The organism is Haloactinopolyspora sp. (assembly GCF_027324685.1).
Taxonomy (GTDB): domain Bacteria; phylum Actinomycetota; class Actinomycetes; order Jiangellales; family Jiangellaceae; genus Haloactinopolyspora.
Genome location: NZ_DAHVSH010000008.1, coordinates 1 through 21,616, shown reverse-complemented (window position 1 = coordinate 21,616; position 21,616 = coordinate 1). Strand labels below are relative to the sequence as shown.

Genomic DNA, 21,616 nt, shown 5'->3' with positions numbered 1-21,616 from the left:
GCTATTCTGCGACTGCATGGATGCCGAACACGTCATCGTGATGTCGACCACCGACAGTGAGCAGGCGGCTCAGCAGCTCGCCGCTGGTGCGGTCCGCGAGCGGCTCGCGGCGTGCGCGCAAATCGTCGGCCCCATCACCAGCGTGTTCCGCTGGGAAGGCGACGTACAGACCGAGGCGGAGTGGCGCCTGGAGTTCAAGACGGCGGCCGACCGGAGCGAGGCGTTGCGCTCCTACATCATCGAGCACCATGGCTATGACGTTCCTGAGGTCGTCGTCGTCCCGGTCACCGCTGGTAGTCCTGAGTACCTGACGTGGGTGCGCGACGAGACGCGCTGACGTTCTCCTCTGACGGCAGGCCCGCGCGCCAAACCGGACGACGCCGCCAAACTAAACGATCTTGAAATGTGCCGTCCAACGTGCGAGAGTGACGGCGCGTGATCTTCCGAGACGCTCTTGACACGTTCTGTCACTCTCGGTAATCGTAGGCGTCGGATCTTGGCACCGATGAAGGAGCGCACCCGGTGGTCTCTGTGCTCTCAGCCCGGATGGTGGTGAGGCGGCAGTGAGCAACGACGTCACTGTGACCTACCGAGACTTCGGGGGATGCACGATCGTGACGGTACCTGGCGACGTCGATCAAGGAAGCGCGGACGAGATCAAGGCGTCCGCGGCTGCCGACGACGTCCGCCATGTCGTCCTCGACCTCGGCAACGCCAGCGCGGTTCATCCCGCGGCGGCGGACGTGTTGGCGGCGCTGCATCGGCGCACGCAGGAGCGCGGGGGCGGAGTCTGCTTCGTCACGCGCGAAGACGGCGTGCGCTCGCAAGTCAGCGCGGCCGCGGCCGGGTCGCCGATCTCGCCCTCGTTCTACGACGAGATCGGCGATGCCCTCGAAGCATCCATGGCCGCGCGCCAAGCGGCCCGGCGCGACTGTGACACCGTCAACGCCGCGGGCTGACGGTCACCGCGGCGGTGGTGGCCCCGCCGTCCGGCGAGGCCACCGTGGTTGGTGCATCACGGCGCAGGTGTCGCCGCAGCCTTTCCGGTGGTCGTTTGCTCGTCCACCCCGAGGTCGCGACGCAATTGCGTCAGGATGCGCGCGAGCAGACGTGACACCTGCATCTGGGTGACGCCGAGTTCCCGAGCGATCTCCTGCTGGGTCCAGCCGCGGAAGAACCGTAGGTACACGATTCGCCTGTCCCGCTCGCGCAGGCCTCGGCAGGCCGGACCCAACGCGACCACGGCCTCGGCCCGGTCGAAGCCGGTCTCGTCGTCGCCGAGCGCATCGGCCAGCGGGGTGTCCTCGCCGTCGGTGCCGCGGTAGTCGATGGAGGCCACGGTGAAGCACTCGTGCGAGGCGCTGGCCTCGAGCACTTCATCGAGGTCCACCTCGAGGTGTTCGGCGAGATCTGCCGCGGTCGGCGACGTGCCGAGCCGCTGGGCCACCTCTGACGAGGCGGCGGCGAGGGCAGAGTGCAGCTCCTGAACTCGCCGCGGTGGTCGTACCGCCCAGCCGTGGTCCCGGAAATGCCGTTTGACCTCACCGGTGATCGTGGGGACGGCGAACGAGGCGAAGTCCTTACCCATGTCGGGGTCGAACCGCCGCGCGGCGTTGACCAGACCCAGGTAGGCCACCTGGACGAGGTCGTCGCGTTCGATGCCGCGACCGCTGTAGCGTTTGCCGATGGACTCGGCCAGGCCGAGGTTGAGCAGTACGGCCTCGTCGATGAGTCGGCGTCGCTCGGGTTCTGACGCGCTGGCCGCGGCCTTGAGGAGGCGATTGGTCAGCTCGTTGCGGTCGGCGTGCGGGTTTGTCGTACGTGCATCGACGGGGGGCAGTGCCTTCATGGTCATGGCCAAGCACCTCTCCAGATCGAAGCGGAGTGGCGTTTGCTTGACCACGTAGTCACACAGAATCACGTTATCGGTCTGTTATCAAGTACGAGTCGGCGAAGTTTTTCGGTTGGTTCGTACCAGCATCGCTGGTGCAACCGATGGCATTGACCGGCCCGCTACGGCTCGGAGCAGCCCAGTTGCGGGTAGACCGGTGAGCTGCGGAGGTGGCAGAGATCATGGCGGTGACCCGCGGTATGGCGAGCCTGCGCGCGGCCTGCCGGCTCGTGCCTGGCGTGCCGGTGCCCGAGCCGGCCACCGCGATCGCGAACCCCGGCTCGACGACGTGGGTCCCGGCCGCGCGGCTGGGTGAGCCGACTGTGGTGGCGACGGCGTTCGACGCTCTCCGCGCGGTGGGCGGCAGTCGCAACGCTGCCGCGATGGCCTTCCTCCAGGGCGTGGCTTACGCCGTCGTCGGCCCGACCGTCGCGGGTTCGCTGGGGCCTGGGGTGGTGCCGCCGCCGCAACCGGCTGGAGCGTGGTTCGGCTTCCGGGCCGGTGGGTTCTGTGACCGGGTGGCCTACGAGGCTCTCGACATCGTGCCCGCTGAGCCGGGCGAATTCGAGGACCGGGTGGCGGAGTCGGCTCTAGAGGTGCTCACTCCGGTCGTCGACCACCTTCACCGCAGCAGTGGGCTGGGCGGTCGGGTTCTGTGGAGCACGGTGCCTGACTCGATCATGGCGATCGGACTGGCCTGGGCTGCGCGCTCCGCCGGCTCGCCGCGTGCGCTGCCCGCCGCGACGAGGCATGCGTGGTCGCGTTCCACCGCTCTGATCGACGCGCTGGCCCAGCGGGTGCCCAGCATGTCCGCGCGCCCCCGGCGCTTGCGGGTGACCGGTCCGGGCGGGGCCGTGACCTGGATGGTGCGCGGCGGATGTTGCTTCGTCTATCGCGACACGGCCCAGTACTGCTTGGCCTGTCCGGTCATGGACGATGACGCGCGCGGCGAGCTGCTGATGGGCTGGTTGCTCGGATCCGACGGGTGAGCCGGGCCAGACGCACCACTGCCCCCTCACCTGGATGGTGAAGGGGCAGCGGTGTGACGGGTTGGTCAGACCGGACGCACCAAGTCCGCCTGCGGCCCCTTGGGGCCCTGGGTGATCTCGAACTCCACCCGCTGATTCTCGTCCAGCGTGCGGTAGCCCTCGGTCTGGATCGCCGAGTAGTGCACGAAGACATCGGGCTCGCCGTTGTCTTGCGCAATGAAGCCGAAGCCCTTCTCGGCGTTGAACCACTTGACGGTTCCCTGTGCCATGTGCTGTGTCCTCCTACGGGACGGTGTCGGAAGCCGCACCGTGCGACTCCGGGTTGCTGCCGCCGTCTCCCGCTACCACAGTGCTGGGCACAGAGAAGCGAAAAACGCCCGCGATAACATCCCACGGGCGTTCAAGGACGTGCGAGGAACTGTTACTGCAACCGCCGAAACAGTACCACCTTGGGCCCGCGCCGGGAAGCATACGATGGTTCGAGCCTTGATGCACAAGTGCGAATCTCGCTGTGTGAACAGGGGAGAGCCCGGGTCTCAGGGCAACTTCCAATCGACCGGCGGCAGCCCTGTGTCCTGCAGCAAGGCGTTTGCGCGGCTGAACGGCCGGGAGCCGAAGAATCCGTTGCGAGCTGACATCGGGCTCGGGTGGGCGGATTCGATGCACGGAATGTTATGAAGAAGTGGCCGAAGGTTTCTCGCATCGCGTCCCCAAAGAATGGCGACGAACGGCGTGGGACGGTTGACGAGGGCTCGGATGGCCTGTTCGGTCACCTGCTCCCATCCCTTTCCCCGGTGTGACGCCGGCGAACGCGGCGCGACCGTGAGGGCGCGGTTGAGCAGAAGCACGCCGTTGTCCGCCCACGGCGACAGATCGCCCGTGCTCGGCATCGGATGACCGAGGTCGGACACGTACTCCTGGAAGATGTTGACCAAGCTCGGGGGTAGCGGGCGTACGTGCGGCGCGACGGAGAAGCTCAAGCCGACGGCATGGCCGGGCGTCGGATAGGGATCCTGCCCGACGATCAGCACGCGTACGTCGTCGAACGGCTGGGTGAAGGCCCGCAGGACGTTGGGGCCGGCGGGCAGGTAGCTGCGTCCGGCGGCGAGCTCGGCGCGCAGAAACTCGCCCATCTCCGCGATCTTTCCCGCGACGGGCTCCAAAGCCCGGGCCCATCCGGGTTCCACGAGTTCGTGCAGTGGTCGGGCGGTCATGGCGCACACTGTATCGATGGGTGATCCACCGACACGGAGTCCGGCCGTCAACACGCTGCTGATCCTCGGGGGCCACGGTGACCTCGCGACGCGATACCTGCTACCGGCAGCAGCGGAACTCATCGACGCCGGCTTGTTCCCGGCCCGGCTGCGGATCGTGGCCGTCGACCGCGCCGAGATCGACACGGCCGACTACCGCGATCACGTCGTCGACGAACTGCGCCAGCACGCCCCACACCTGCCCGAGCGCACTCGGGCCGAGCTGTGCTCGCGGCTGGATTACCGGCCTGGCAGCGCCACCGAGGCCGGCGACCTCCGCGCCGCGGTGGCCGGGTTGGACGGAGCGATCGCGGTCTACCTCGCGCTGCCCAACGCGGTGTTCCATGACACCATCGCGTCGCTGGGCGAGGTCGGCCTGCCGCCGGGCAGCCGGCTGGTCGTGGAGAAGCCGTTCGGCGTCGACCAGGCTGATGCACAGCAGCTCAACGCATTGATCCGGCAGGAGTTCAGCGAGGATCACGTCTTCCGCATCGACCACGTCCTCGGCGAGCAGATCGTCCTCGACGTGCTCGGCTTGCGGTTCGGCAACCGGCTGTTCGAATCCGCCTGGACCGCCGAGCACATCGAATCGGTGGACATCGTCTTCGACGAGACCATCGCGCTCGAGGGCCGCGCGGGATACTACGACCACGCGGGCGCGCTGCGTGACATGATCCAGAACCACTTGCTGCAGATGCTCGCCGTGGTCGCCATGGAGCCGCCCACCGAACTGAACGAGCGCGAGTTGCGTGACCGCAAGGCCGACGTGTTGCGGGCGGTACGGCCACCCGAGCCGGCACGGATGCGCGAAGCGTCGCGCCGGGCCCGCTACAGTGCCGGACGGTCTCCGGACGGCTCGGCCGTACCGGCTTATGTCGACGAACCCGACGTCGACGCCGATCGGGCCACCGAGACCTACGCCGAGGTGACGTTCAGCATCCACAACGTGCGATGGGCCGGCGTGCCGTTCCGGTTGCGCACCGGCAAGGCACTCGGCGCGGATCGCCGTGAGATCGTCGTCCGGTTCCGGCCGCCGAATCACCAGCCGTTCGACAACCGAGGCGCTGTCGAGCAGTTGCGGTTCACCATGGGGCCGGACTCCATCCGCTTCGACGTCAATCTGAACGGCGCCGGCGACCCGGCGGAGTTGCAGTCGCAGGCGTTCGTGGCCGACGTGGGCGAGCAGCGTCTGCCTTCCTACAGCCGGCTGCTGCGCGAGGTCGTCGCGGGCGATACCACGCTGTCGGTCCGCGGCGACGAGGCCGAAGAGTGCTGGCGCATCGTCGAGCCGGTGCTCGCGGCATGGACGGCAGGAGAGGTCCCGCTGGAGGAGTACCCGGCCGGATCGGACGGACCGGGGGCGCGCTGAACCGGCGCGTCAGCTCGTCCCGGCCACCAGCGGTTCGAGCACGACGTCCGGGTGCCGGCGCTGCACGGAGGACAGTCGCCACTTGTCCGGGAACAACGCGAGCAGGGCGCCGTCGCGGCGCTCGGCGACCTCGACCCCGGCTTCACCGTTCAGTAGCGCCACGTGCTCGGCCGCGGTCCGCCTGGCCAGCGAATAGGGCAGCGAGTCCAGCGCGACAGGCACGCCGAACTCCTGCTTCAACCGGGCGGTGGCCACCTCGAATTGCAACGGGCCGACCGCGGCCAGCATCGGCGCGCCATCGCCCCGGCGGTCGGAGTGCAGGATCTGCACCACGCCCTCTTCGGCCAACTGCTCGATGCCGCGCCGGAACTGCTTGGCTTTGCCGGTGTCGGTGGTGCGCGCGGTGGCGAAGTGTTCGGGTGCGAAACTCGGCATGCCCGGGAACGTGACGGGGGCGTCGTGGTCGTGCAACGTGTCGCCCACGGTGAGCGCCGAGGCGTTGACGAGCCCGACGATGTCGCCGGGGAAGGCGATGTCGACGGTTCCGCGCTCGCGGCCCAGCATGGCGCGCGCGTACTTGGTGGCGAACGGCTTTCCGGTGGCGGCATGGGTGACGACGGTCCCGCGTTCGAATCGCCCGGAGCACACTCGCACGAACGCGAGCCGGTCGCGGTGAGCCGGATCCATCCCGGCCTGGACCTTGAAGACCAGTCCGGAGAACGGGGCGTCGACGGGGCGGGGCGAGCCGTCGACGTCCTCGCGAGCTGACGGCGCCGGGGCCAGCTCGAGCAGGGTGTTCAGCAAGGCACGCACGCCGATGTTCGACACGGCCGCTCCGAAGAGCATCGGGGTGGAGTACCCGGCGCGGAACGACTCGTCGTCGACGGGGTCGAGCAGGGCGAGCTCGTCCAGAGCAGCGCTCCACTCGTTCGGGTACGCCGCCTTCGCCTCTCCCGCGGAGAGCACGGACTCATCGGCGATCCGGCTACCGCCGGGGGCGCGCTCGAACGTGATCATCGTCTCGGTGCCGCGGTCGAGCAGGCCGTGGAACGTCCCCGCCTCACCCACGGGCCAGTTGACCGGCGTCGCGTGCAGGTCGATGCGTTCGGCCAGTTGGTCGACGAGGTCGAGTGCGTGCAGGCCGGGGCGGTCCCACTTGTTCACGAAGGTGATGACGGGCACGCCGCGGTGGCGGCACACGTCGAACAGTTTCAGCGTCTGCGGCTCGAGGCCTTTCGCGGCGTCGAGGAGCATGACGGCGCAGTCGACCGCGGCGAGCACGCGGTAGGTGTCCTCGGAGAAGTCGGCGTGGCCGGGGGTGTCGAGCAGGTTGATCACGTGTCCGTGGTATTCGAACTGCAGCGCGGCCGAGGTGATGGAGATGCCGCGAGCCTGCTCCATCTCCATCCAGTCCGAGATCACCGATTTACGGCCGGACTTGCCGTGCACGGCGCCCGCCTCACCGATGACTCGGGCATGCAGCGCCAGCGCCTCGGTCAGGGTGGACTTACCGGCGTCCGGGTGGCTGATGACGGCGAACGTGCGACGGCGGCGGGCCTCGGCGGCGATGTCCGCCGGGGCGGATGCGGGTGCTGTGACCATGTGATTTCTGATCCTACATTCGTCGATCAGACCACCGATGAGGCCACCGATCAGGCCGCCGATCCGACCGCCGATCAGGCTACGTCGGCGAACGGCTCAGACGACGTTGACGAACGGCCGGTTGAGGTGCGCGGTGGCGAGCAGGGCGCCGCGGCGCCGCGCGCGGTGCAGTAACTTGCGGCGAGTGCCGCGTGCGCGTGCGTCGTCGTCTTCGAACGCGTAGCTGACGTCCGGGTTCACCAACTGCACGGCGTGCACGAGGACGTCGCCGGTCACGACGATGTCCGTGGCGCCGTCGCTGACGACGAGCGACTGGTGCCCGGGGGTGTGCCCCGGCGTGGGTACCGCTGTGACGCGATGGCGTGTTCGGCCGTGCCCGCCGGCCAGCTGGGTGCGCCCGTGCACCTCGTGCAGTTGTCCGGTGGCTCGCAGCGGTTCCACGACATACGGCACCAACGCGCTGCCGGCGGCTTCCAACGCGGCCACCTCGGTGTGCTGCACCACGTAGCGTGCGCGCGGAAAGACCGGGTCGCCGTTGGGGTGGACCGCCCACCCGACATGGTCGGAGTGCAGGTGGGTCTGCACCACGAGGTCGACGTCACTCACCTCGATGCCGATGTCGGCGAGGGCCTGAGGGAGCCGGCCGGGTACCGGCGCCCATCCCGACGCGGGGCTGCCGGCGGGTCCGACGCCGGTGTCGACCAGCGTGACACGGCTGCCGGGGCCGGTGATCACGAAGCATTGGAAGTTGAGATGCCACTGGCCGTCAGCGGTGAACGCCTCGGGGTCGACCGCGCGGGCTGCCGCCCAGTCGGCGTCGGTCGCGTCCGGGAATGCCTCGTCCGGGGTGCCCAGGCCGAATGGTCCTGCGGCGTCGAGCAAGCACATGACCTCCACCGCGCCCACATGGCGCGTGGCCACCACGCCACGCGGCGGTGGCGGGGCAGCGCCGGCCGCGGCGTGGGTGAGTGCGCTCGCGCCGGCGGTGCCAGCGGCGAGAAGCAGCGTACGTCGGTCGATCAGGTGCGCGTGGTTCACAGGTACTCCGTCCGTTCGGCATCGGCTACGGTGAGTCGACCTCGGCGCGCGATGTGCGCGCCAAGGATTCGAATGACGTCGAATTCACCTCGGGGGCACGACGTGCTCACGTTCGACCTGGCCACGCACGGTCTCGCCCGCTCGAGATTCGCCCTGTCACGGCTGGTGGAGCTCAGCGACGGGTTGGAAGTGCTGACGCATCCGAGTCGTGCGCCCTACGCCGAGCGATGGGTCCGGCGAACGCGCCGCCAGGTCGACCGCTCGGCCATCTCGGTCGTGCTCGCCTTGGTCGAGCACGATCACTGGTACGTCCCCGACTTCCTGGTGCCGGTACCGGACCGATACGAGCCGACGCTCGACGAGGAGCTCGCCGCGCTGGTCGCGACTCCGGCCGCGGTGGTGCTCGCCCAGCTCGCGACGGCGTTCCGGCTGGACGTGGCGCCGGTGTGGGCGGATGCCAGGGAGCTCGCGGGGTTCGAGGGGCTCGAGGGGTCTGCGGGGGCTGCCGGGGTGGACTGGCCCGGCTGGCCCAGCGGGTCCGGCGGGTCCGGCGGGTCCGGCGGCGACGATCGTCCACCGCTGCCGCGCGAAGTCGCCGAGGTGCTCGACGACGGCGGCGTGGAAGCACTGACCGCGTGCGTGGCCGACCAGCTGCTCCGGTGCTGGAAGGTGCTGCTCGCTGATTCGTGGGACGGCGTACGCCGGGTGCTCGATGCCGACGTACGGCGGCACGCCACGCTCGCGAGCCGGACCGGGCTGGCCGACATCGTCGGTACGGTGCATCCGGCGCTGTCCTGCGACGGTGGGTGCATCGAGCTCGAGCACGCGCGCACCGCGCGTGTCGGTTGCGCGTCGGGCGTGGTGCTCACCCCGTCGGTCTTCCTGCCGACCCCGGCGGTCTGGCTGGGTCGCCGCGGGCAAGCCATGATCGGTTACCCCGCACACGGCCGCGGGCAGGTGTGGTCGCTCCCGTCCCCGCTGGTGGGGGCGGCCGGTCCGCTCGGGGCCAGCCGGGCGGCCTTGCTCGCCGACCTCGGCGTACCGCGTTCCACCGCCGACCTGGCCGCCCGGCACGGGCTGAGCCCCGCGACGGTCTCCTACCACCTCCGGCTGCTCCACGACGCTGGATTGTTGAGCCGGCACCGGTCCGGGCGAACGGTGATGTACGAGCGAACCGAACCAGCCGCGACGATCGTCACCGGGTCGGCTCCGGACCAGTGAGGACCTGGTCCGTCCGGCAGCGGTGACCGTCTTCACCAGCTACGTCCTGATGGCGCTGGCCGCCGCGCTCGTGTTCAAGCGCCGGGACGTCTGAGCTGTGTCACCGGGTGGTTCGATCGCGGGCCGTCGCGGGCAGCCAGACCCGCATCTCCGACGGTCCGCGTTCGGCCCACCGGTGGTACGGCACGAGCACGATCTCAGCGGCTTCGGCGCAACCCGGGGCGCCGTCTGCAGCCGCCGCGTACGGCCAGGACGGTTCAGCGTCGGTCTCGGGACCGACGAGGCCCCGGACCAGCACACCGCCGTCGCCGTCCATCGGCGCATGAGAGGTGTCGACGGTCACGTCGTCCAGCCGCGTCCCGGGCGGCAGGTCTACGGATTCCGCGCAGTACACCAGCGGGCCGCGCTCCACCGCGACACAGCCGCGGACGGCGTCGACGCGCCGGTCCGGCCGGGTGAACCGCGGAGTCACCGGGAGATGCAGCCGGATCTCCTCGCCGGGGACCAACTCACGGTCGACCACCGCCGTGCCCGGCGCGACGTCGTGGCGCCGTTCCCCCTCCTCCAGCATCGCGCCGTGCGCCCATGACGGCACCCGCAGCCGCAACGCCACCGCCTCTGCGGGCGCCTGCCGCACCCTGACGACCACCAGGCCGTCGTCCGGATACGACGTCGCGACCTCGAGCCCCAGCGTGCGGCCGCAGCCCAGATCCGCCGAGATCCGCATCCCCGCGTACTGGAGCAGTGTCAGCTCGCCTTCGCCTGCGGTGGCCGCGTAGCTGTGCCACGTCGCCAGTGTCCGCGCGACGTTGGTCGGGCAGCACGACACGTCGAACCAAGCCGCGCGCGCCCCGCTCTCCGCGCGCAGGCTCACCCTGTCCTCGCCGGGCCAGTTGCCGGCGACGCGCTGGTGCAGCGGGTTCGCGTAGAAGAACGCTCGGCCGTCGGAGCGCGGCGAGGTCGCAATGACGTTCAGGAACGTGCGCTCGATCAGGTCCGCGTAGCGGATGTCGCCGGTGGCGAGGTAGAGCCGCCACGACACCATCACCGAGGCGACGCCCGCACAGGTCTCACAGTAGGCTCGGTCCGGCGGGAGCTCCCAGTCCGCGCCGAACGCCTCGTCCTGGTGCCGCGAGCCCATCCCCCCGGTCAGGTACGTCTGCCGCGCCACGGCGTGCGCCCACTGCCGTCGCACCGCGTCGAGCAGCGACGCGTCGTCGTACTCGACGGCGACGTCGACCGCTGCGGCGGCGAGATACAACGCGCGCACGGCGTGCCCGCGCCACGTGTCCGCCTTCCGGACCGGCACGTCGTCCTGGAAGTAGGCGCGGCCCAGCGGGATATCGCGTAGCGTTCCGTGCCCGCGACGGTCCACGAACAGCCGCGCTTGTTCCAGATACCTTTCCTCGCATAGCGCACGGCCCAGCTCGGCGAGCCCGATCTCGATCTCCGGATGCCCGCAGACGGCGCGCAGCCCGTCGTCGCCGAACGTCTCGCAGACGTGATCGGCGGCCCGCCGCGCCACCCGCACCAGCTCGTCCTCGCCGGTGGTGCGCAGCCGCGCGACCGCGGCTTGCAGCAGATGCCCGGTGCAGTACAGCTCGTGTCCCATCTCCAGGTCGCTGTACCGCGGCTGCTGGTGTGCGTGGCCGTAGCAGGTGTTGAGGTAGCCGTCCGGGTCCTGGGCGGGCGCAATGCGCGCGGTCAGCCGGCGTACGGCCTCGTCGGCAGCGGGGTTCCCGGACCGGCCGAACTCCCAGCTCAACGCCTCGATGAGCTTGTACACCTCGGAGTCGGAGAACGACCAGCCGGGGCGGTCCGGTCCGGTGGTTCCGGCCGCCACCCGGTCGAAGTTCGCCAGCCACCCGAGCCGTTCCATCCAGTGCTCGCAGTGCTCGAACGTCGCTGCGGCGTTGGTGGCCTGGAGCGTCGCCCAGAACCCGCTGGTCAGCTGGACCTCGTTCAGCCCGAGCGGGCGTTGCCGTCCGAGCGAGGGGACGACCGGTCGCCCGCCGGTGGGGTCGGTGCCGGTCGACGTGCGGTGCGCAGTCACGGTGCTCCTTGCGGTCATGCGGTCAGGGGGATGTCGGCACCCTCGCGGGTGAAGACGGGGATGCGGTCGAGCGGGCTGTCGACGTCACGCGTGCAGCCGCCGTCGACGGCCTCGCCGGTCGCGGCGTCGATCCAGCGCGTTCCGGCGGGCAGGTAGACCCTGCGGGAGAGTTGTCCGGGATGTGTCACCGGCGCGACCAGGATGTCCGGACCGAACAGGAACTCGTCGTCGACGTCCCATGCGCGCGGATCCGCGGGATGGTCCACGAACAACGGACGCATCGGCGGCAGCCCGGTCCGCGACGCGGCCGTCATCTGCTCGTGGATGTACGGACGCAGCCGCTCACGCAGGTGCAACAGGCCGGAGATGATCTCGTAGGCCTCGTCGCCGTACGACCAGATCTCGTTCGGGCCGCCGGTCTGCGCGTACGACGTCGGCGTCCGGGGCTCGCGGTCTCCGTGCAGCCGGAACAGGGGGCAGAACACGCCGTACTGGAACCAGCGGATCATCAGTTCCCGGTAGGCGGGGTCGCGGGCGTCGCCGCCGTGGAATCCGCCGATGTCGGTGGTCCACCAGGGGATGCCGGAGATCGCGAGGTTCAGCCCGGCGCGCAGCTGCCGGCGCAGTGAGTCCCAGGTGGCCGGGATGTCGCCCGACCACACCGCGGCGCCGTACTTCTGGGAGCCGGCCCAGGCGGAGCGGGACAGCAACACGGTCGGTTCCCGCCCGGATGCGGCCATCCCCTCGGCGAACAGCCGGGCGTTGTCCCGCGGGTAGATGTTCGCGACCTCCGCCCCGGGACCCGCGTACATGGTCAGGTTGCCCGGATGGGCGGGGTTCAGCTCGGGTTCGGACGCGTCCAGCCAGAAGACCCGGATGCCGTGATCGAGATAGTTGCGGCGGATCAGCTCCCAGACGTACTCGCGCGTGGCGGGGTTGCTGGGGTCGTAGAACGCGACCGGCATCGGGGTGGCCATGCCCTTGTCCTGGATGGTCTGGTGGTACTCGACGCCCTGGTCGGAGCCGACCAGCATGCCGCGGTCACGGAAGTCGGCGAAGTTCTCCGACAGCGGCGAGACGGTGGGCCACACCGAGACCATGAGCTCGACGCCCATCTCCGCCAGCTCCGCCACCATCGCCCGCGGATCCGGCCACTCCGCGGGGTCGAAGCGGTAGTCGCCCATCGCGGACCAGTGGAAGTAGTCGGTGACGATGACCGACAGCGGGAGCCCGCGGCGCCGGTACTCCCGCGCGACGCCGAGCAGCTCCTCCTGGTCGAGGTAGCGCAGCTTGCTCTGCCAGAACCCGCTCGCCCATGCGGGCAGGTCCGGGGCGTGGCCGGTGGCGTCGGCGTAGCGGGCGAGTATCCCGGCCGGCGTCGGCGCCGCGGTGATCCAGTAGTCGATCTCCCGCGCCTGGCCTGCTTGCCAGCGGGTGCCGTTCTCGGCGAACTCGACCCGTCCGACGGCGGGGACGTTCCACAGCAGCCCGTAGCCGCGGCTGGAGAGCACGAACGGGACGGACACCTCGGCGTTGCGCTGAACCAGGTCGAGGGTCAGCCCCTTGAGGTCGAGCCGGCCGTGCGTGCGCTGGCCCAGGCCGTAGAGCCGCTCGTCCGGATACGCGGCGAACCGCTGGTGGATCTCGTACGCGCCGGACCGGTTGCCCTGGAAGTACCGCGCCCCGGGCAGCCAGAAGTGCTCCCGGCTCTCGGCGAGGAGCTCGGCGCCGGTGCTCGTCCGCGAGAACGTCAGCAGCGGCTCCGGGTAGGCGGCGTCGCGGTCGAACGCCACGTCGACGGTGAGCTCGCCGTGCACGAAGCGCGCCGAACCGTCGCCGACGTCGACGGCCGGCGGGCCGGCCGCGGGCGCGGCGTCCAGCGCTCCGTGACTGTCCGGCGGGATCCGGTACTGCGCCGCGCGGACGCGGACGCTGTCCGTCCCCCAGGCCTCGATCGTCAGCACTTCGTGCCGGTGCCGGACCTCGAGGGCGGTCGCCGTGGGGTGGAACGTGACCATGGGTGGTGCTCCTCGTGCAGAAGGGAGTGGCGGCGGTGCCGGGTCAGTCCTTGACGGCGCCGGCGGTGACGCCGCCGGCGACGTAGCGCTGCGCGACGACGAGCAGCACCGCGGCGGGGATGGACGCGACCACGGCGGTGGCCATGATCGAGTTCCACTGGGTCGTGTTGTTGCCGATGTAGCTGTAGATGCTCAACGTGATCGGGATCTTGTCGCCGTTGCGGTTGAGCGTCGAGGCGAAGATGAAGTCCGACCACGCCCACAGGAACGCGAACAGCGAGACGGTCAGCATCGCGTTCCTGCTGACCGGCAGGACCACCGACCGGAACGTGCGCCACGCCCCGGCGCCGTCGATCTTGGCCGCGTGCATCAGCTCCTGCGGGATCCCGGACATGAAGGCGGTGAACAGCAGCACACCGAACGGCACCGCGATGGTCGAGTCCGCGATGATCAGACCCCAGACGGTGTTCAGCCAGCCCAGCCGTACGTAGATGGCGTAGAAGCCCATTGCCATCACCACGCTCGGGATCATCTGCGCCACCAGCAGCGTGAAATTCAGCGGCCCTGCTCCCCAGGGCCGGAGTTTGGCGATGGCGAACCCGGCCGGCGCGGCGATCGCCAGCGTCAGCGCCACGCAGCCGAGGCCGATGCCGAGGCTCGTGGACAGCGCCGGCAGCTGCTGCGCAAACACGTCGGTGAATCCTTCTGCCGTCGGATCCCATGGGAACCAGTGCGGGGGATCCGCGCGCATGTCGCTCGTCTTGGTCAGCGACACGTTGAACATCCAATAGACGGGGAAGAGCATCAGCGCGGTGAACAGGATGCCCAGCGCCGTCTTCCACCAGGTACGTCGTGCCGTCATGTCCGCTCCTGCCGTCGCTGGAGGTACAGATGAACGGACCCGAAGACCAGCGCGATGACGATGAGCAGGTTGCCGACCGTGGCGGCGGGCGAAAACTCCGGCTGGCCGGTGCCGAAGGCCTCGCGGTACGACCAGATCGCCAGCGTGGTCGACGAGTTGCCCGGGCCGCCGGTGGTCATGATCCAAATGACGTCGACGACCTTGAGCGTGTAGATCAACCCGAGGAGCAGCGTCACGGCCGACACGGGCCGCAGCAGCGGGAACGTGATCCGCCAGAACTGCTGCCAGACGGTCGCGCCGTCCAGCGCGGCCGCCTCGTACAGGTCCTTGCTGATGTTCTGCAGCCCCGCGTAGAGGATCACCAGGTTGAACGGGATACCGAGCCAGATGTTGGCGATGATGACGGAGGTCAGCGCCCAGTCCGGGGAGGTCAGCCAGTTGATCTGGCCGATCCCGAACGACTCCAGCACCGAGTTCACGATCCCGTTCTCGCTGTTCAGCATCCACGACCACGTGGAGGCCGAGACGATCAACGGCAGCAGCCACGGGATCAGGAACATCCCGCGCAGCAGCCCGGACAGCCGGAAGTTGTTGTGGAAGAACACCGCCAGGGCGAGGCCGATGGTGTACTGCGCAGCGATCGAGACGAACGTGAACAGCGCCGTGTTCCGCAGCGCCAGGCCGAACGCGTCCGACGTGACGACGTCCACGTAGTTGGCCAGGCCGAGGAACTCCGGGTTGCCCATGACGAACGCGCGTGGCGTGTAGTCATGCAGGCTGAGCTCGATGTTCCGGTACAGCGGATAGGCGTAGAAGATCGTCAGGTAGGCGAGCAGCGGAGCGATGAACGCGAACGCCGCCCACCGTGGCTCGCGTAGCCGGGACCTGCGTGCGGGGGCGGCCGGTGCGTCCGGCGGGGCGTTCGCCGGGCGGTCCGGCTGGCCGGGCGGCGTCGTCGCCACCCGGCCGTCGGACGCGCCGTCTCCGCTGGTCTTGGGGCTGGTGGATCTCATCTCACGGTTCCTCGTCCGGCTCGTGCGTGATACCCGCGCCGCAGGATCACTCGGTCTCGGCCTCGGCGTTGGTCTGCGCTTCGGCCAGGGCCTCCTGCGGGCTCATCGAGCCGCTCAGGGCCTTCTGCACGGCCGTCCACAGCGCCTCGGAGATCTTCGGGTAGTCGATGCCGAGGTCGTCACTCGTGCGGCCCTTGGCGTTACGAACCGCTTCGACCCAGGGCTCGAGCGCGGCGTTCTGCGTCAGCAGCTCCTCCTGCGCGGCCTGCGTCGACGGGATGTAGTAGGCGAACGTGTTCGCGGTCTCGACGAGGCCCTCCGGCGTCGTCATGCACTCGACGATCTGGCTGGTGACGTCGTAACGGGCGTCATCCTCCTGGACCGGCGCGGTGATGAACTCGCCGCCGGTGGGCGTCTGCGCGACCCCGCCGTCCTGGCCGGGGATCTGGATGACGCCGGTCGGGAACTCGGCCTCGACGGCGGCGTTCACCTGCCAGGTGCCGTTCTCCGCGAACGCGAACCGCCCGGTGAGGAACTCCTCCCAGGTCGTGTTCTGGGAGTTGTTGATCACCGTGTTCGGCGCGTAGCCGGCGTCGAGCCACCCCTTCCACAGCTCGAGCGCCGCGACGGCCTCCGGGGAGTCGAGCTCACGCAGGTCGGCGCCTGCGCCCCAGAACCACGGCAGGAACTGGAACGAGCCCTCCTCGGTGCCGATGCCGGCGAACGTGATGCCCTCGTCGCCGTTCGCGACCACCTGCTCGAGCGCCGCGGTCAGCGACTGCCAGTCGGTGATCGACGCCGGGTCGACGCCGGCGGCGTCGAGGATCTGCTGGTTGTAATAGAGCGAGAGCGTGTTGGCGCCGATCGGGATGCCGTACGCGTCGCCGGCGACGACGCCCGCGTTCAGCAGATTCTCGTCGAACCGGGAGGTGTCCAGGCCGAACTCCTCCATCGTGGTGAGCATGCCGGCATCGGCGAGCGTGGACACGGCGGGGTTGTCCAGCAGGATGATGTCCGGCGACGTGCCCTCCTGGGCAGCCAGCAACGCCTGGTTGGTGAGCGCGGTGGTGTCGTAGGCGGTGCGCTCGATCGTCACGCCGGCCTCGTCGCCGCACGCGGAGACCCGTTGTGCCCAGTCCGACGAATCGTCGTGTTGCGGATACGGGTCCCACCAGGTGTAGGTGTCGCTGCCGGCCTGCGTGCTGTCGTCGGATGACGAGCATGCGGCGAGCCCGGCCAGGCACAGGACGGCGGTTCCGGCCGCGCTCGCGGCACGGTTCGAGGGACGCATCACGGTATTCCTCCTTGAATGGGATGGTTCAGGTGGGTGGAGCCGCGGTACTCCGGCGGTCGACGAGCTCGGGCGAGACCAACCGCACGACGTGCGGCTGTTTCCTGGCCTCCGGCGACTCGATCCGGCGGACGAGTTGGCGTATCGCCATCCGCCCGAGCCGGTCGGGTGCGCTCTCGATCGACGAGAACGGCAGCGAGAACGTGCGCGCGAACTCGTCGGAGTAGCGGCCGATGACGGACAAATCCGCGGGTGCGCTCAGCCCGCGGGCGTGCAGTACGGACGGCAGCGCGGCCGCTGCGGCCTCGTTGTTGAGCAGCAACCCGGTGGCTTCCGGGTGCGTGTCCAGCAGGTCGTTGAGCAGTCGTCCGACGGCGGGCTGCTTGGAGTCGCCGAACACCGCGTGCAGCCTGACGCCGCGCAGGCTCGCCTGCTCCAGCGCCGCGTTCTGCAGCCGCCACACGTAGGCGCCACCCCGTTCGACGACGTGCTCGGGCTGCGAGACCAGGATCAGCTCACGATGCCCGAGCCGGTACATGTGGTCGACCATCGTCCGGCCCGCTTCCTCGAAATCCAGGTCGAACACGTCGAGGCCGGAGCAGTTGCCGGGCAGGCCGACGAGCGCGCCCGGTTGCGGAGCGGCACGCAACGTGGACAGTCGCGGGTCGTCCTCGGCGACGTTGAGCAACACGACGCCGTCGACCATCCGGGAGTCGGTGATCCGGCCGAGCGCGCGGGCGCCGTCGGCCTCGGTGACCAGCAGGATGTCGTAGCCGAGCTCGCGTGCCGCGTCAGAGACGCCGAGCATGTACTGCAACATGGCCGGGGCGAACTCGTCCTCGTGGAACTGTGCCAGCAACCCGATGACCATCGTCTTCGACGTCGCCAGTGCCCGGGCTCCCGCGTTCGCGGTGTATCCGAGCTCGACGACGGCGTCGTTCACCCGCTGTCGTACCTCCGCCGAGATCGTGCGCTTGCCGGACAGGGCGTACGACGCGGTGCTCCGGGATACCCCGGCCGCTCGCGCGACATCGCCGATCGTGACCACGCGTGACTCCTCACTCTCTGCCGAACCGGTTCGACGGCTCTATCAGTCGACCCGGAGGGCAACCGGGCCGGCTCCTGGAAGTCAGTGGCCGCCCGGTTGCCCGTTTGAGGTCAACCGCCAGGCATCACGGCCGACTCGGCCGCGTCCGGCTGGAGAACTCCGTGATCGAGATGTTGTCGATCACCGGGGCGTACTGCGAGCGCAGGTGGATCCCCGGCCACAGGTCCTCGCTGTACGTGACACCGTCGAAGTTCGGCTTTTCCTCGGACGAGAACACGATGGTGTTCGTGCCTTCGGTCAACTCCACCGGAACCGTCGTCTGCCAGAAGTTGTTCTCGTGGAACGTGCCCGGGAGGAGCACGCTCTCGGCCTCCGCTCCGTTGACCGAGATGTCCGCGCGACGCCCCATCGGGTTGGGGTTGTAGTGCGACGCCTCGGACTGCTCCGGGTTGGAGTAGCGCAGCCGCATCGCGTGCATACCGCTGCGCTCAGCCGTCACCTCGAACGTCAATGTGTTCGAGTTTCCGGGTTCCCCGCCGATCCCGGTGACCGCGGAGCCCTCGCTGGCCAGTGACAACGGCGTAGCCTCGGCCGTTCCGGCCGTATCGGCGTCCTCGGCCTCGTAGACCGACGTGCGCAGGGTGCCCGAGGTCGGTTCGACGTCGATCCGGTCAATGAGCAACGTCCGGGACACCCCGGTGACGGTGACCTTGTTGATGCCGCCGGACAGTGAAACCGCGGCCGCGGCCGGGGCCGGCCCGACCGACATGACGTCCTGGCCGTTCACCGCAAGCTCGGCCGTGCCGCGGCCGAGCGTGTGCACACTGATGGTCGACTCGGCGTCCTCCGCGGAGTAGACCCAGAACGTCGCGACATCGCCCTCGGTGAGCGCGGCGGCACCGGCGCCGGATACGCCGCGACGGCTCAGCCGCGGGTCGTCGTAGACGGCTGCCGCCCCGTCGAGCTCGGCCAGTTCCGCCTCGTAGGTCGACACCTCGGCGTCCGGGTTCGGCAGCGACAACACGATCCGGTCGATGAGAGCATCGCCCTTCGTGGCGCCGGAACCGTCGAGGCTCTGCGCCGCCAGCGAGATGGTGTGCCTGCCCTCGGTGAGTTCGACCGTCGTGTCGGCGTGGTCCCAGACCACCCACTTGTAACCCAACGGCAGGTGCAATTCCTGTTCCGCGCCGCCGTCGACCCGCAGGAACACGTTGGTCGGGCCCTGCTCCTGGACAAGGTCGTGCGTGTTCAGCGAGTTGGCGAAGACGCTGAGGTCGTAGGTGCCGTCCTCCGGCACGTCGACGGTGAAGTCGAGCACACCGTCCGAGCCGGTGCGAAGCCCGCCCACGTGGAACCCGCCCGAAGTGTAGAACTTCGACACGTCGTCGGGTGAGCCTTCCGGCCCGTTCAGGCTGTAGCCGGACCCGGTGTACTCGGCGTCCTCGGCCTCGTGGGACTGCTCCCACAGCGCCGGCGCGACACCGCCCGGCGTGCCCGCGCCGGCCGGCGCCAGCACGACCTCGTAGGCCGACGACTCGGTCAGCTCCGGCAGGTCGCCACCGAAGTCGAACTCCACCGAGGCGTCCTCCACCTCGACCACGCGCTCGTCGACGAGCTCCGGCTGGGCGGAGTCACCGATCTGCCCGGTCCACGGGATCTCTCGGATCCACGCGTGCACCCGGTCGCCGAACAGGTCGGCGGGGATGTTGTCGAACCGGACGCTGCCGTCTCCGTCGTCGCCGCCGAACAGCGCCCTGGCCTGGGCCTTGTTCTCGTCGAGCGTTGCGAGGCCCTGAAGGGTGTAGTTCTCACCCGGGAACGGCGGCGTGACCTCCACGGTGTGCCCGGTCATCCGGCCGTAGGCGTTGAACAGCCACCACTGGCCGTTGGCCCGGTTGGCCTGCACGGCCGAGTCCGACAGGTTGCCGTTGATGTTCCAGAAGGCCAGCATCGCGTCGATCTTGGACTCCTCGATCGCCGAGAACCACTGGATCATCTGCCCGGGAACCGAGGTGTGGTAATTGAACGCGTACTCGTCCACGTTGATCGGCAGCTCGGTGCCTTCGTGCGCGGTGCCGGCGAACACCTCCGCCTCCCATTCGCGGTACCTGGCCACGCTGTCGCGGACGTTCTCGGGGTGGCTCAGTTCGTGCCAGGTGATGATGTCCGGAACGGTCCCGGCCTCGACGGCGTGCTCCATGAACCCTTTGACCTGCGAGTACAGCGCGCTGGTGTTCGGGCCGGCGATCCGGACACCGGGCAGCCGGTCTTTGATCATCCGGTAGATCCGGTCCCAGGCGGCGAAGTAGTCCGTCGGGTCGTCGAGCCAGCTGACCCCGTCGTAGCTCCACTGGCCGGTGCCGAACATGTTGCCCTCGGGCTCGTTGAACGGCTCGATGACGAGGTTGTCGCGGTACTCCGGGGCGAGCTGCGCGATCTGGTCGAGCTGACGCTCGACGACGTCGACGTAGCCGTCCAGCTTCTCGTCCGGGGTGTCGCCGGGCCACTGGTACGGGAAGCCGCGATAGAAGTCGGTCGGCCGGACGTAGACGTCGCCGTCGCTCGCGTCGGCCAGCGGCTTGACGACCTCCAGGGCATCCGACCCCGGATGCTGCGCTCCGTCCTGTCCCTTCGTGGCGACCGTGCGGACGTTCATGCCTTCGATGACGTTGTTCGTGGGCAGGCCCGGCCCGTACAGGCCGTAGAGGCTGCCGGAGGCGCCGCCGTAAAAGGCCTCGGTGTTCTTGGCCAGGTCCACGACCAGCTCATTGCGGACCACCCTGACGGTCGCGGTGACCGGTATCCCGGCCGCGGTCCCGTCCACCGTGAACTCGCCGGCTTCGGCGTAGTCGCCCGGTGACACGTCCGCCCAGTCGACGTCCACGTCGCGGTCGTAGCCGTCGGAGAAGGTGGCGCGGACCGTCGAGGGCAGGTCCGGAGCGGTTCCCACCGTCGTGCTCAGGTCGAACGTGTCCTGCGCCAGTCCGGTCGGTGTGGCGGTGCCGCCGCCGACAAGCGCGGCCACCTGCTCGGCCGACAACGCGGAGCCGTAGACGCGGAAATCGTCGACCGCTCCGTCGAACAGCGGATCGGGGTAGAAGCTCTTGCCGATGTAGCCGGCGACATCAGCCGAGTCGTCCACGAGCTCACCGGCGCTCACGGTGGTCGGCGCAGAGGCGACGGCGACACCGTCGAGATACGTGGTGATGCGTTCCGCAGTGGTGTCCAGGGTGACGGTGACGGTCTTCCACGCCTCGGCCGGCAGCGCGGCCGAGCCGGTGATCGTCGCTTCGCCGCCCGCGCCGGACGTGGTCACCGCGGTGCGGAGCCGGCCGTCGCCGTGGTGCGGCGTGGTGAACAGATAGCGGCTGGTGTCGGTGCCGAGCGCGTACATCCACTGCCACGGAGCCGTGTTCCCGCTCCAGCGGACGCGTAGGGAGACCGTCAGGTCGTCCGTGCCGTCGAGCGCTTCGGCTGGCAGTTCGACGTACGCGCCGCCGGAGTCGGCGGCGCCTCCCGGAAGGCTCAGGGCGTCGCCGCCATCGCCGTCGTCGACGTGCGCGGCGCCGGTACCGGCGAGCGTGCCGTCGAGGCCGTTGCCGGACGTGTCGGTGATAGTACCGCTCTGCGGATCGTCGGAGTCGAAGTCGTACTGCAGGATCGGCGCAGGCGGGTCGGCGGCGCCCGCCGGTACGGCGAAGCTGCCGGCCACCAGGCCGGTGCTCACTGTGGCCAACGCCGCGGACACTGCCACGACGCGGGTCCGTGCTGCACTTGGTCGCACCATCGTTGCTGCTCCTGGGTCGTCGCTCAGGTGGTCGTCGGTGCTCGTCCGTCCCTGTCCGAGCTCGTGCGTACTCCTTTCGTCGGACCGCGTCGACGGGTGTCGAACCGGTTCGACAGTGTGCGGAAACATCCCTTCGCGTGGATGGGTGTTTCGGGCGGGAAATGTCCTCGGTCGATTGTGG

The 21,616-nt window shown here is 69.5% G+C and carries 17 protein-coding genes; 5 read left to right on the top strand and 12 right to left on the bottom strand.

Annotated features, from left to right (window positions below):
* Positions 1–16 precede the first annotated feature (16 nt).
* Together cutA and M6444_RS01110 are read left to right on the top strand one after the other, a co-directional pair.
* On the top strand, positions 17–337 hold the full coding sequence (gene cutA / locus M6444_RS01115; RefSeq protein ID WP_298322049.1) for a divalent-cation tolerance protein CutA: 321 nt from the start codon (positions 17–19) through the stop codon (positions 335–337).
* Between the two features lie 226 nt (positions 338–563).
* Positions 564–959 (top strand): STAS domain-containing protein, encoded by a 396-nt coding sequence (locus M6444_RS01110; RefSeq protein WP_363326194.1) that lies wholly within the window; start codon positions 564–566, stop codon positions 957–959.
* A gap of 56 nt (positions 960–1,015) precedes the next feature.
* On the opposite strand, the gene M6444_RS01105 is transcribed toward M6444_RS01110, so the two are convergent.
* A complete protein-coding gene (locus M6444_RS01105) occupies positions 1,016–1,855 on the bottom strand; it encodes a SigB/SigF/SigG family RNA polymerase sigma factor (protein ID WP_298322047.1) in 840 nt (279 codons plus the stop codon).
* Positions 1,856–2,073: 218 nt separating this feature from the next.
* Between M6444_RS01105 and M6444_RS01100 the strand changes: the two genes are divergently transcribed.
* Positions 2,074–2,880, top strand: a complete 807-nt coding sequence (locus M6444_RS01100; RefSeq protein ID WP_298322046.1) for a hypothetical protein — start codon at positions 2,074–2,076, stop codon at positions 2,878–2,880.
* Between the two features lie 65 nt (positions 2,881–2,945).
* Here M6444_RS01100 and M6444_RS01095 read toward each other — a convergent pair whose 3' ends face one another.
* A complete protein-coding gene (locus M6444_RS01095) occupies positions 2,946–3,149 on the bottom strand; it encodes a cold-shock protein (RefSeq protein ID WP_298322044.1) in 204 nt (67 codons plus the stop codon).
* Positions 3,150–3,416: 267 nt separating this feature from the next.
* Positions 3,417–4,094, bottom strand: coding sequence for a uracil-DNA glycosylase (locus M6444_RS01090; RefSeq protein WP_298322042.1), 678 nt, complete (start codon positions 4,092–4,094; stop codon positions 3,417–3,419).
* Positions 4,095–4,110: 16 nt separating this feature from the next.
* Here M6444_RS01090 and M6444_RS01085 point away from each other — a divergent pair, with 16 nt between their 5' ends.
* On the top strand, positions 4,111–5,502 hold the full coding sequence (locus tag M6444_RS01085) for a glucose-6-phosphate dehydrogenase (RefSeq protein WP_298322040.1): 1,392 nt from the start codon (positions 4,111–4,113) through the stop codon (positions 5,500–5,502).
* Between the two features lie 9 nt (positions 5,503–5,511).
* Here the strand turns inward: M6444_RS01085 and M6444_RS01080 are convergent, their stop codons facing one another.
* Entirely contained in the window at positions 5,512–7,104 is a 1,593-nt protein-coding gene (locus M6444_RS01080) for a peptide chain release factor 3 (RefSeq protein ID WP_298322038.1), read from the bottom strand.
* Between the two features lie 96 nt (positions 7,105–7,200).
* Positions 7,201–8,142: an MBL fold metallo-hydrolase gene (locus M6444_RS01075; protein WP_298322036.1), complete on the bottom strand. Its 942-nt coding sequence runs from the start codon at positions 8,140–8,142 to the stop codon at positions 7,201–7,203.
* A gap of 72 nt (positions 8,143–8,214) precedes the next feature.
* On the opposite strand from M6444_RS01075, the gene M6444_RS01070 reads away from it, so the two are divergent.
* Positions 8,215–9,363 (top strand): helix-turn-helix domain-containing protein, encoded by a 1,149-nt coding sequence (locus M6444_RS01070; protein WP_298322034.1) that lies wholly within the window; start codon positions 8,215–8,217, stop codon positions 9,361–9,363.
* A gap of 100 nt (positions 9,364–9,463) precedes the next feature.
* On the opposite strand, the gene M6444_RS01065 is transcribed toward M6444_RS01070, so the two are convergent.
* The 7 genes from M6444_RS01065 to M6444_RS01035 form a co-directional block, all read right to left on the bottom strand.
* On the bottom strand, positions 9,464–11,416 hold the full coding sequence (locus tag M6444_RS01065) for a beta-L-arabinofuranosidase domain-containing protein (protein WP_298322032.1): 1,953 nt from the start codon (positions 11,414–11,416) through the stop codon (positions 9,464–9,466).
* Positions 11,417–11,430: 14 nt separating this feature from the next.
* Positions 11,431–13,434, bottom strand: a complete 2,004-nt coding sequence (locus M6444_RS01060) for a glycoside hydrolase family 31 protein (protein ID WP_298322030.1) — start codon at positions 13,432–13,434, stop codon at positions 11,431–11,433.
* A gap of 43 nt (positions 13,435–13,477) precedes the next feature.
* Positions 13,478–14,296 carry a carbohydrate ABC transporter permease gene (locus tag M6444_RS01055; protein ID WP_298322028.1) on the bottom strand — a complete coding sequence of 273 codons (819 nt, stop codon included), beginning with the start codon at positions 14,294–14,296 and terminating at the stop codon, positions 13,478–13,480.
* Entirely contained in the window at positions 14,293–15,309 is a 1,017-nt protein-coding gene (locus tag M6444_RS01050) for a sugar ABC transporter permease (protein ID WP_298322027.1), read from the bottom strand. The genes M6444_RS01055 and M6444_RS01050 overlap by 4 nt, the downstream gene beginning before the upstream one ends.
* A gap of 46 nt (positions 15,310–15,355) precedes the next feature.
* Entirely contained in the window at positions 15,356–16,600 is a 1,245-nt protein-coding gene (locus M6444_RS01045; protein WP_298322264.1) for an extracellular solute-binding protein, read from the bottom strand.
* Positions 16,601–16,628: 28 nt separating this feature from the next.
* Positions 16,629–17,648, bottom strand: a complete 1,020-nt coding sequence (locus M6444_RS01040; RefSeq protein ID WP_298322025.1) for a LacI family DNA-binding transcriptional regulator — start codon at positions 17,646–17,648, stop codon at positions 16,629–16,631.
* A gap of 124 nt (positions 17,649–17,772) precedes the next feature.
* A complete protein-coding gene (locus M6444_RS01035; protein ID WP_298322022.1) occupies positions 17,773–21,435 on the bottom strand; it encodes a LamG-like jellyroll fold domain-containing protein in 3,663 nt (1,220 codons plus the stop codon).
* Between the last annotated feature and the right edge of the window lie 181 nt (positions 21,436–21,616).

Coding starts and splice junctions, on each gene's coding strand:
- cutA (WP_298322049.1), top strand. CDS start 17: ATGGATGCCGAACACGTCATCGTGATGTCGACCACCGACAGTGAGCAG.
- M6444_RS01105 (WP_298322047.1), bottom strand. CDS start 1,855: ATGACCATGAAGGCACTGCCCCCCGTCGATGCACGTACGACAAACCCG.
- M6444_RS01100 (WP_298322046.1), top strand. CDS start 2,074: ATGGCGGTGACCCGCGGTATGGCGAGCCTGCGCGCGGCCTGCCGGCTC.
- M6444_RS01095 (WP_298322044.1), bottom strand. CDS start 3,149: ATGGCACAGGGAACCGTCAAGTGGTTCAACGCCGAGAAGGGCTTCGGC.
- M6444_RS01090 (WP_298322042.1), bottom strand. CDS start 4,094: ATGACCGCCCGACCACTGCACGAACTCGTGGAACCCGGATGGGCCCGG.
- M6444_RS01085 (WP_298322040.1), top strand. CDS start 4,111: ATGGGTGATCCACCGACACGGAGTCCGGCCGTCAACACGCTGCTGATC.
- M6444_RS01080 (WP_298322038.1), bottom strand. CDS start 7,104: ATGGTCACAGCACCCGCATCCGCCCCGGCGGACATCGCCGCCGAGGCC.
- M6444_RS01070 (WP_298322034.1), top strand. CDS start 8,215: ATGACGTCGAATTCACCTCGGGGGCACGACGTGCTCACGTTCGACCTG.
- M6444_RS01060 (WP_298322030.1), bottom strand. CDS start 13,434: ATGGTCACGTTCCACCCCACGGCGACCGCCCTCGAGGTCCGGCACCGG.
- M6444_RS01055 (WP_298322028.1), bottom strand. CDS start 14,296: ATGACGGCACGACGTACCTGGTGGAAGACGGCGCTGGGCATCCTGTTC.
- M6444_RS01050 (WP_298322027.1), bottom strand. CDS start 15,309: ATGAGATCCACCAGCCCCAAGACCAGCGGAGACGGCGCGTCCGACGGC.
- M6444_RS01045 (WP_298322264.1), bottom strand. CDS start 16,600: ATGCGTCCCTCGAACCGTGCCGCGAGCGCGGCCGGAACCGCCGTCCTG.
- M6444_RS01035 (WP_298322022.1), bottom strand. CDS start 21,435: ATGGTGCGACCAAGTGCAGCACGGACCCGCGTCGTGGCAGTGTCCGCG.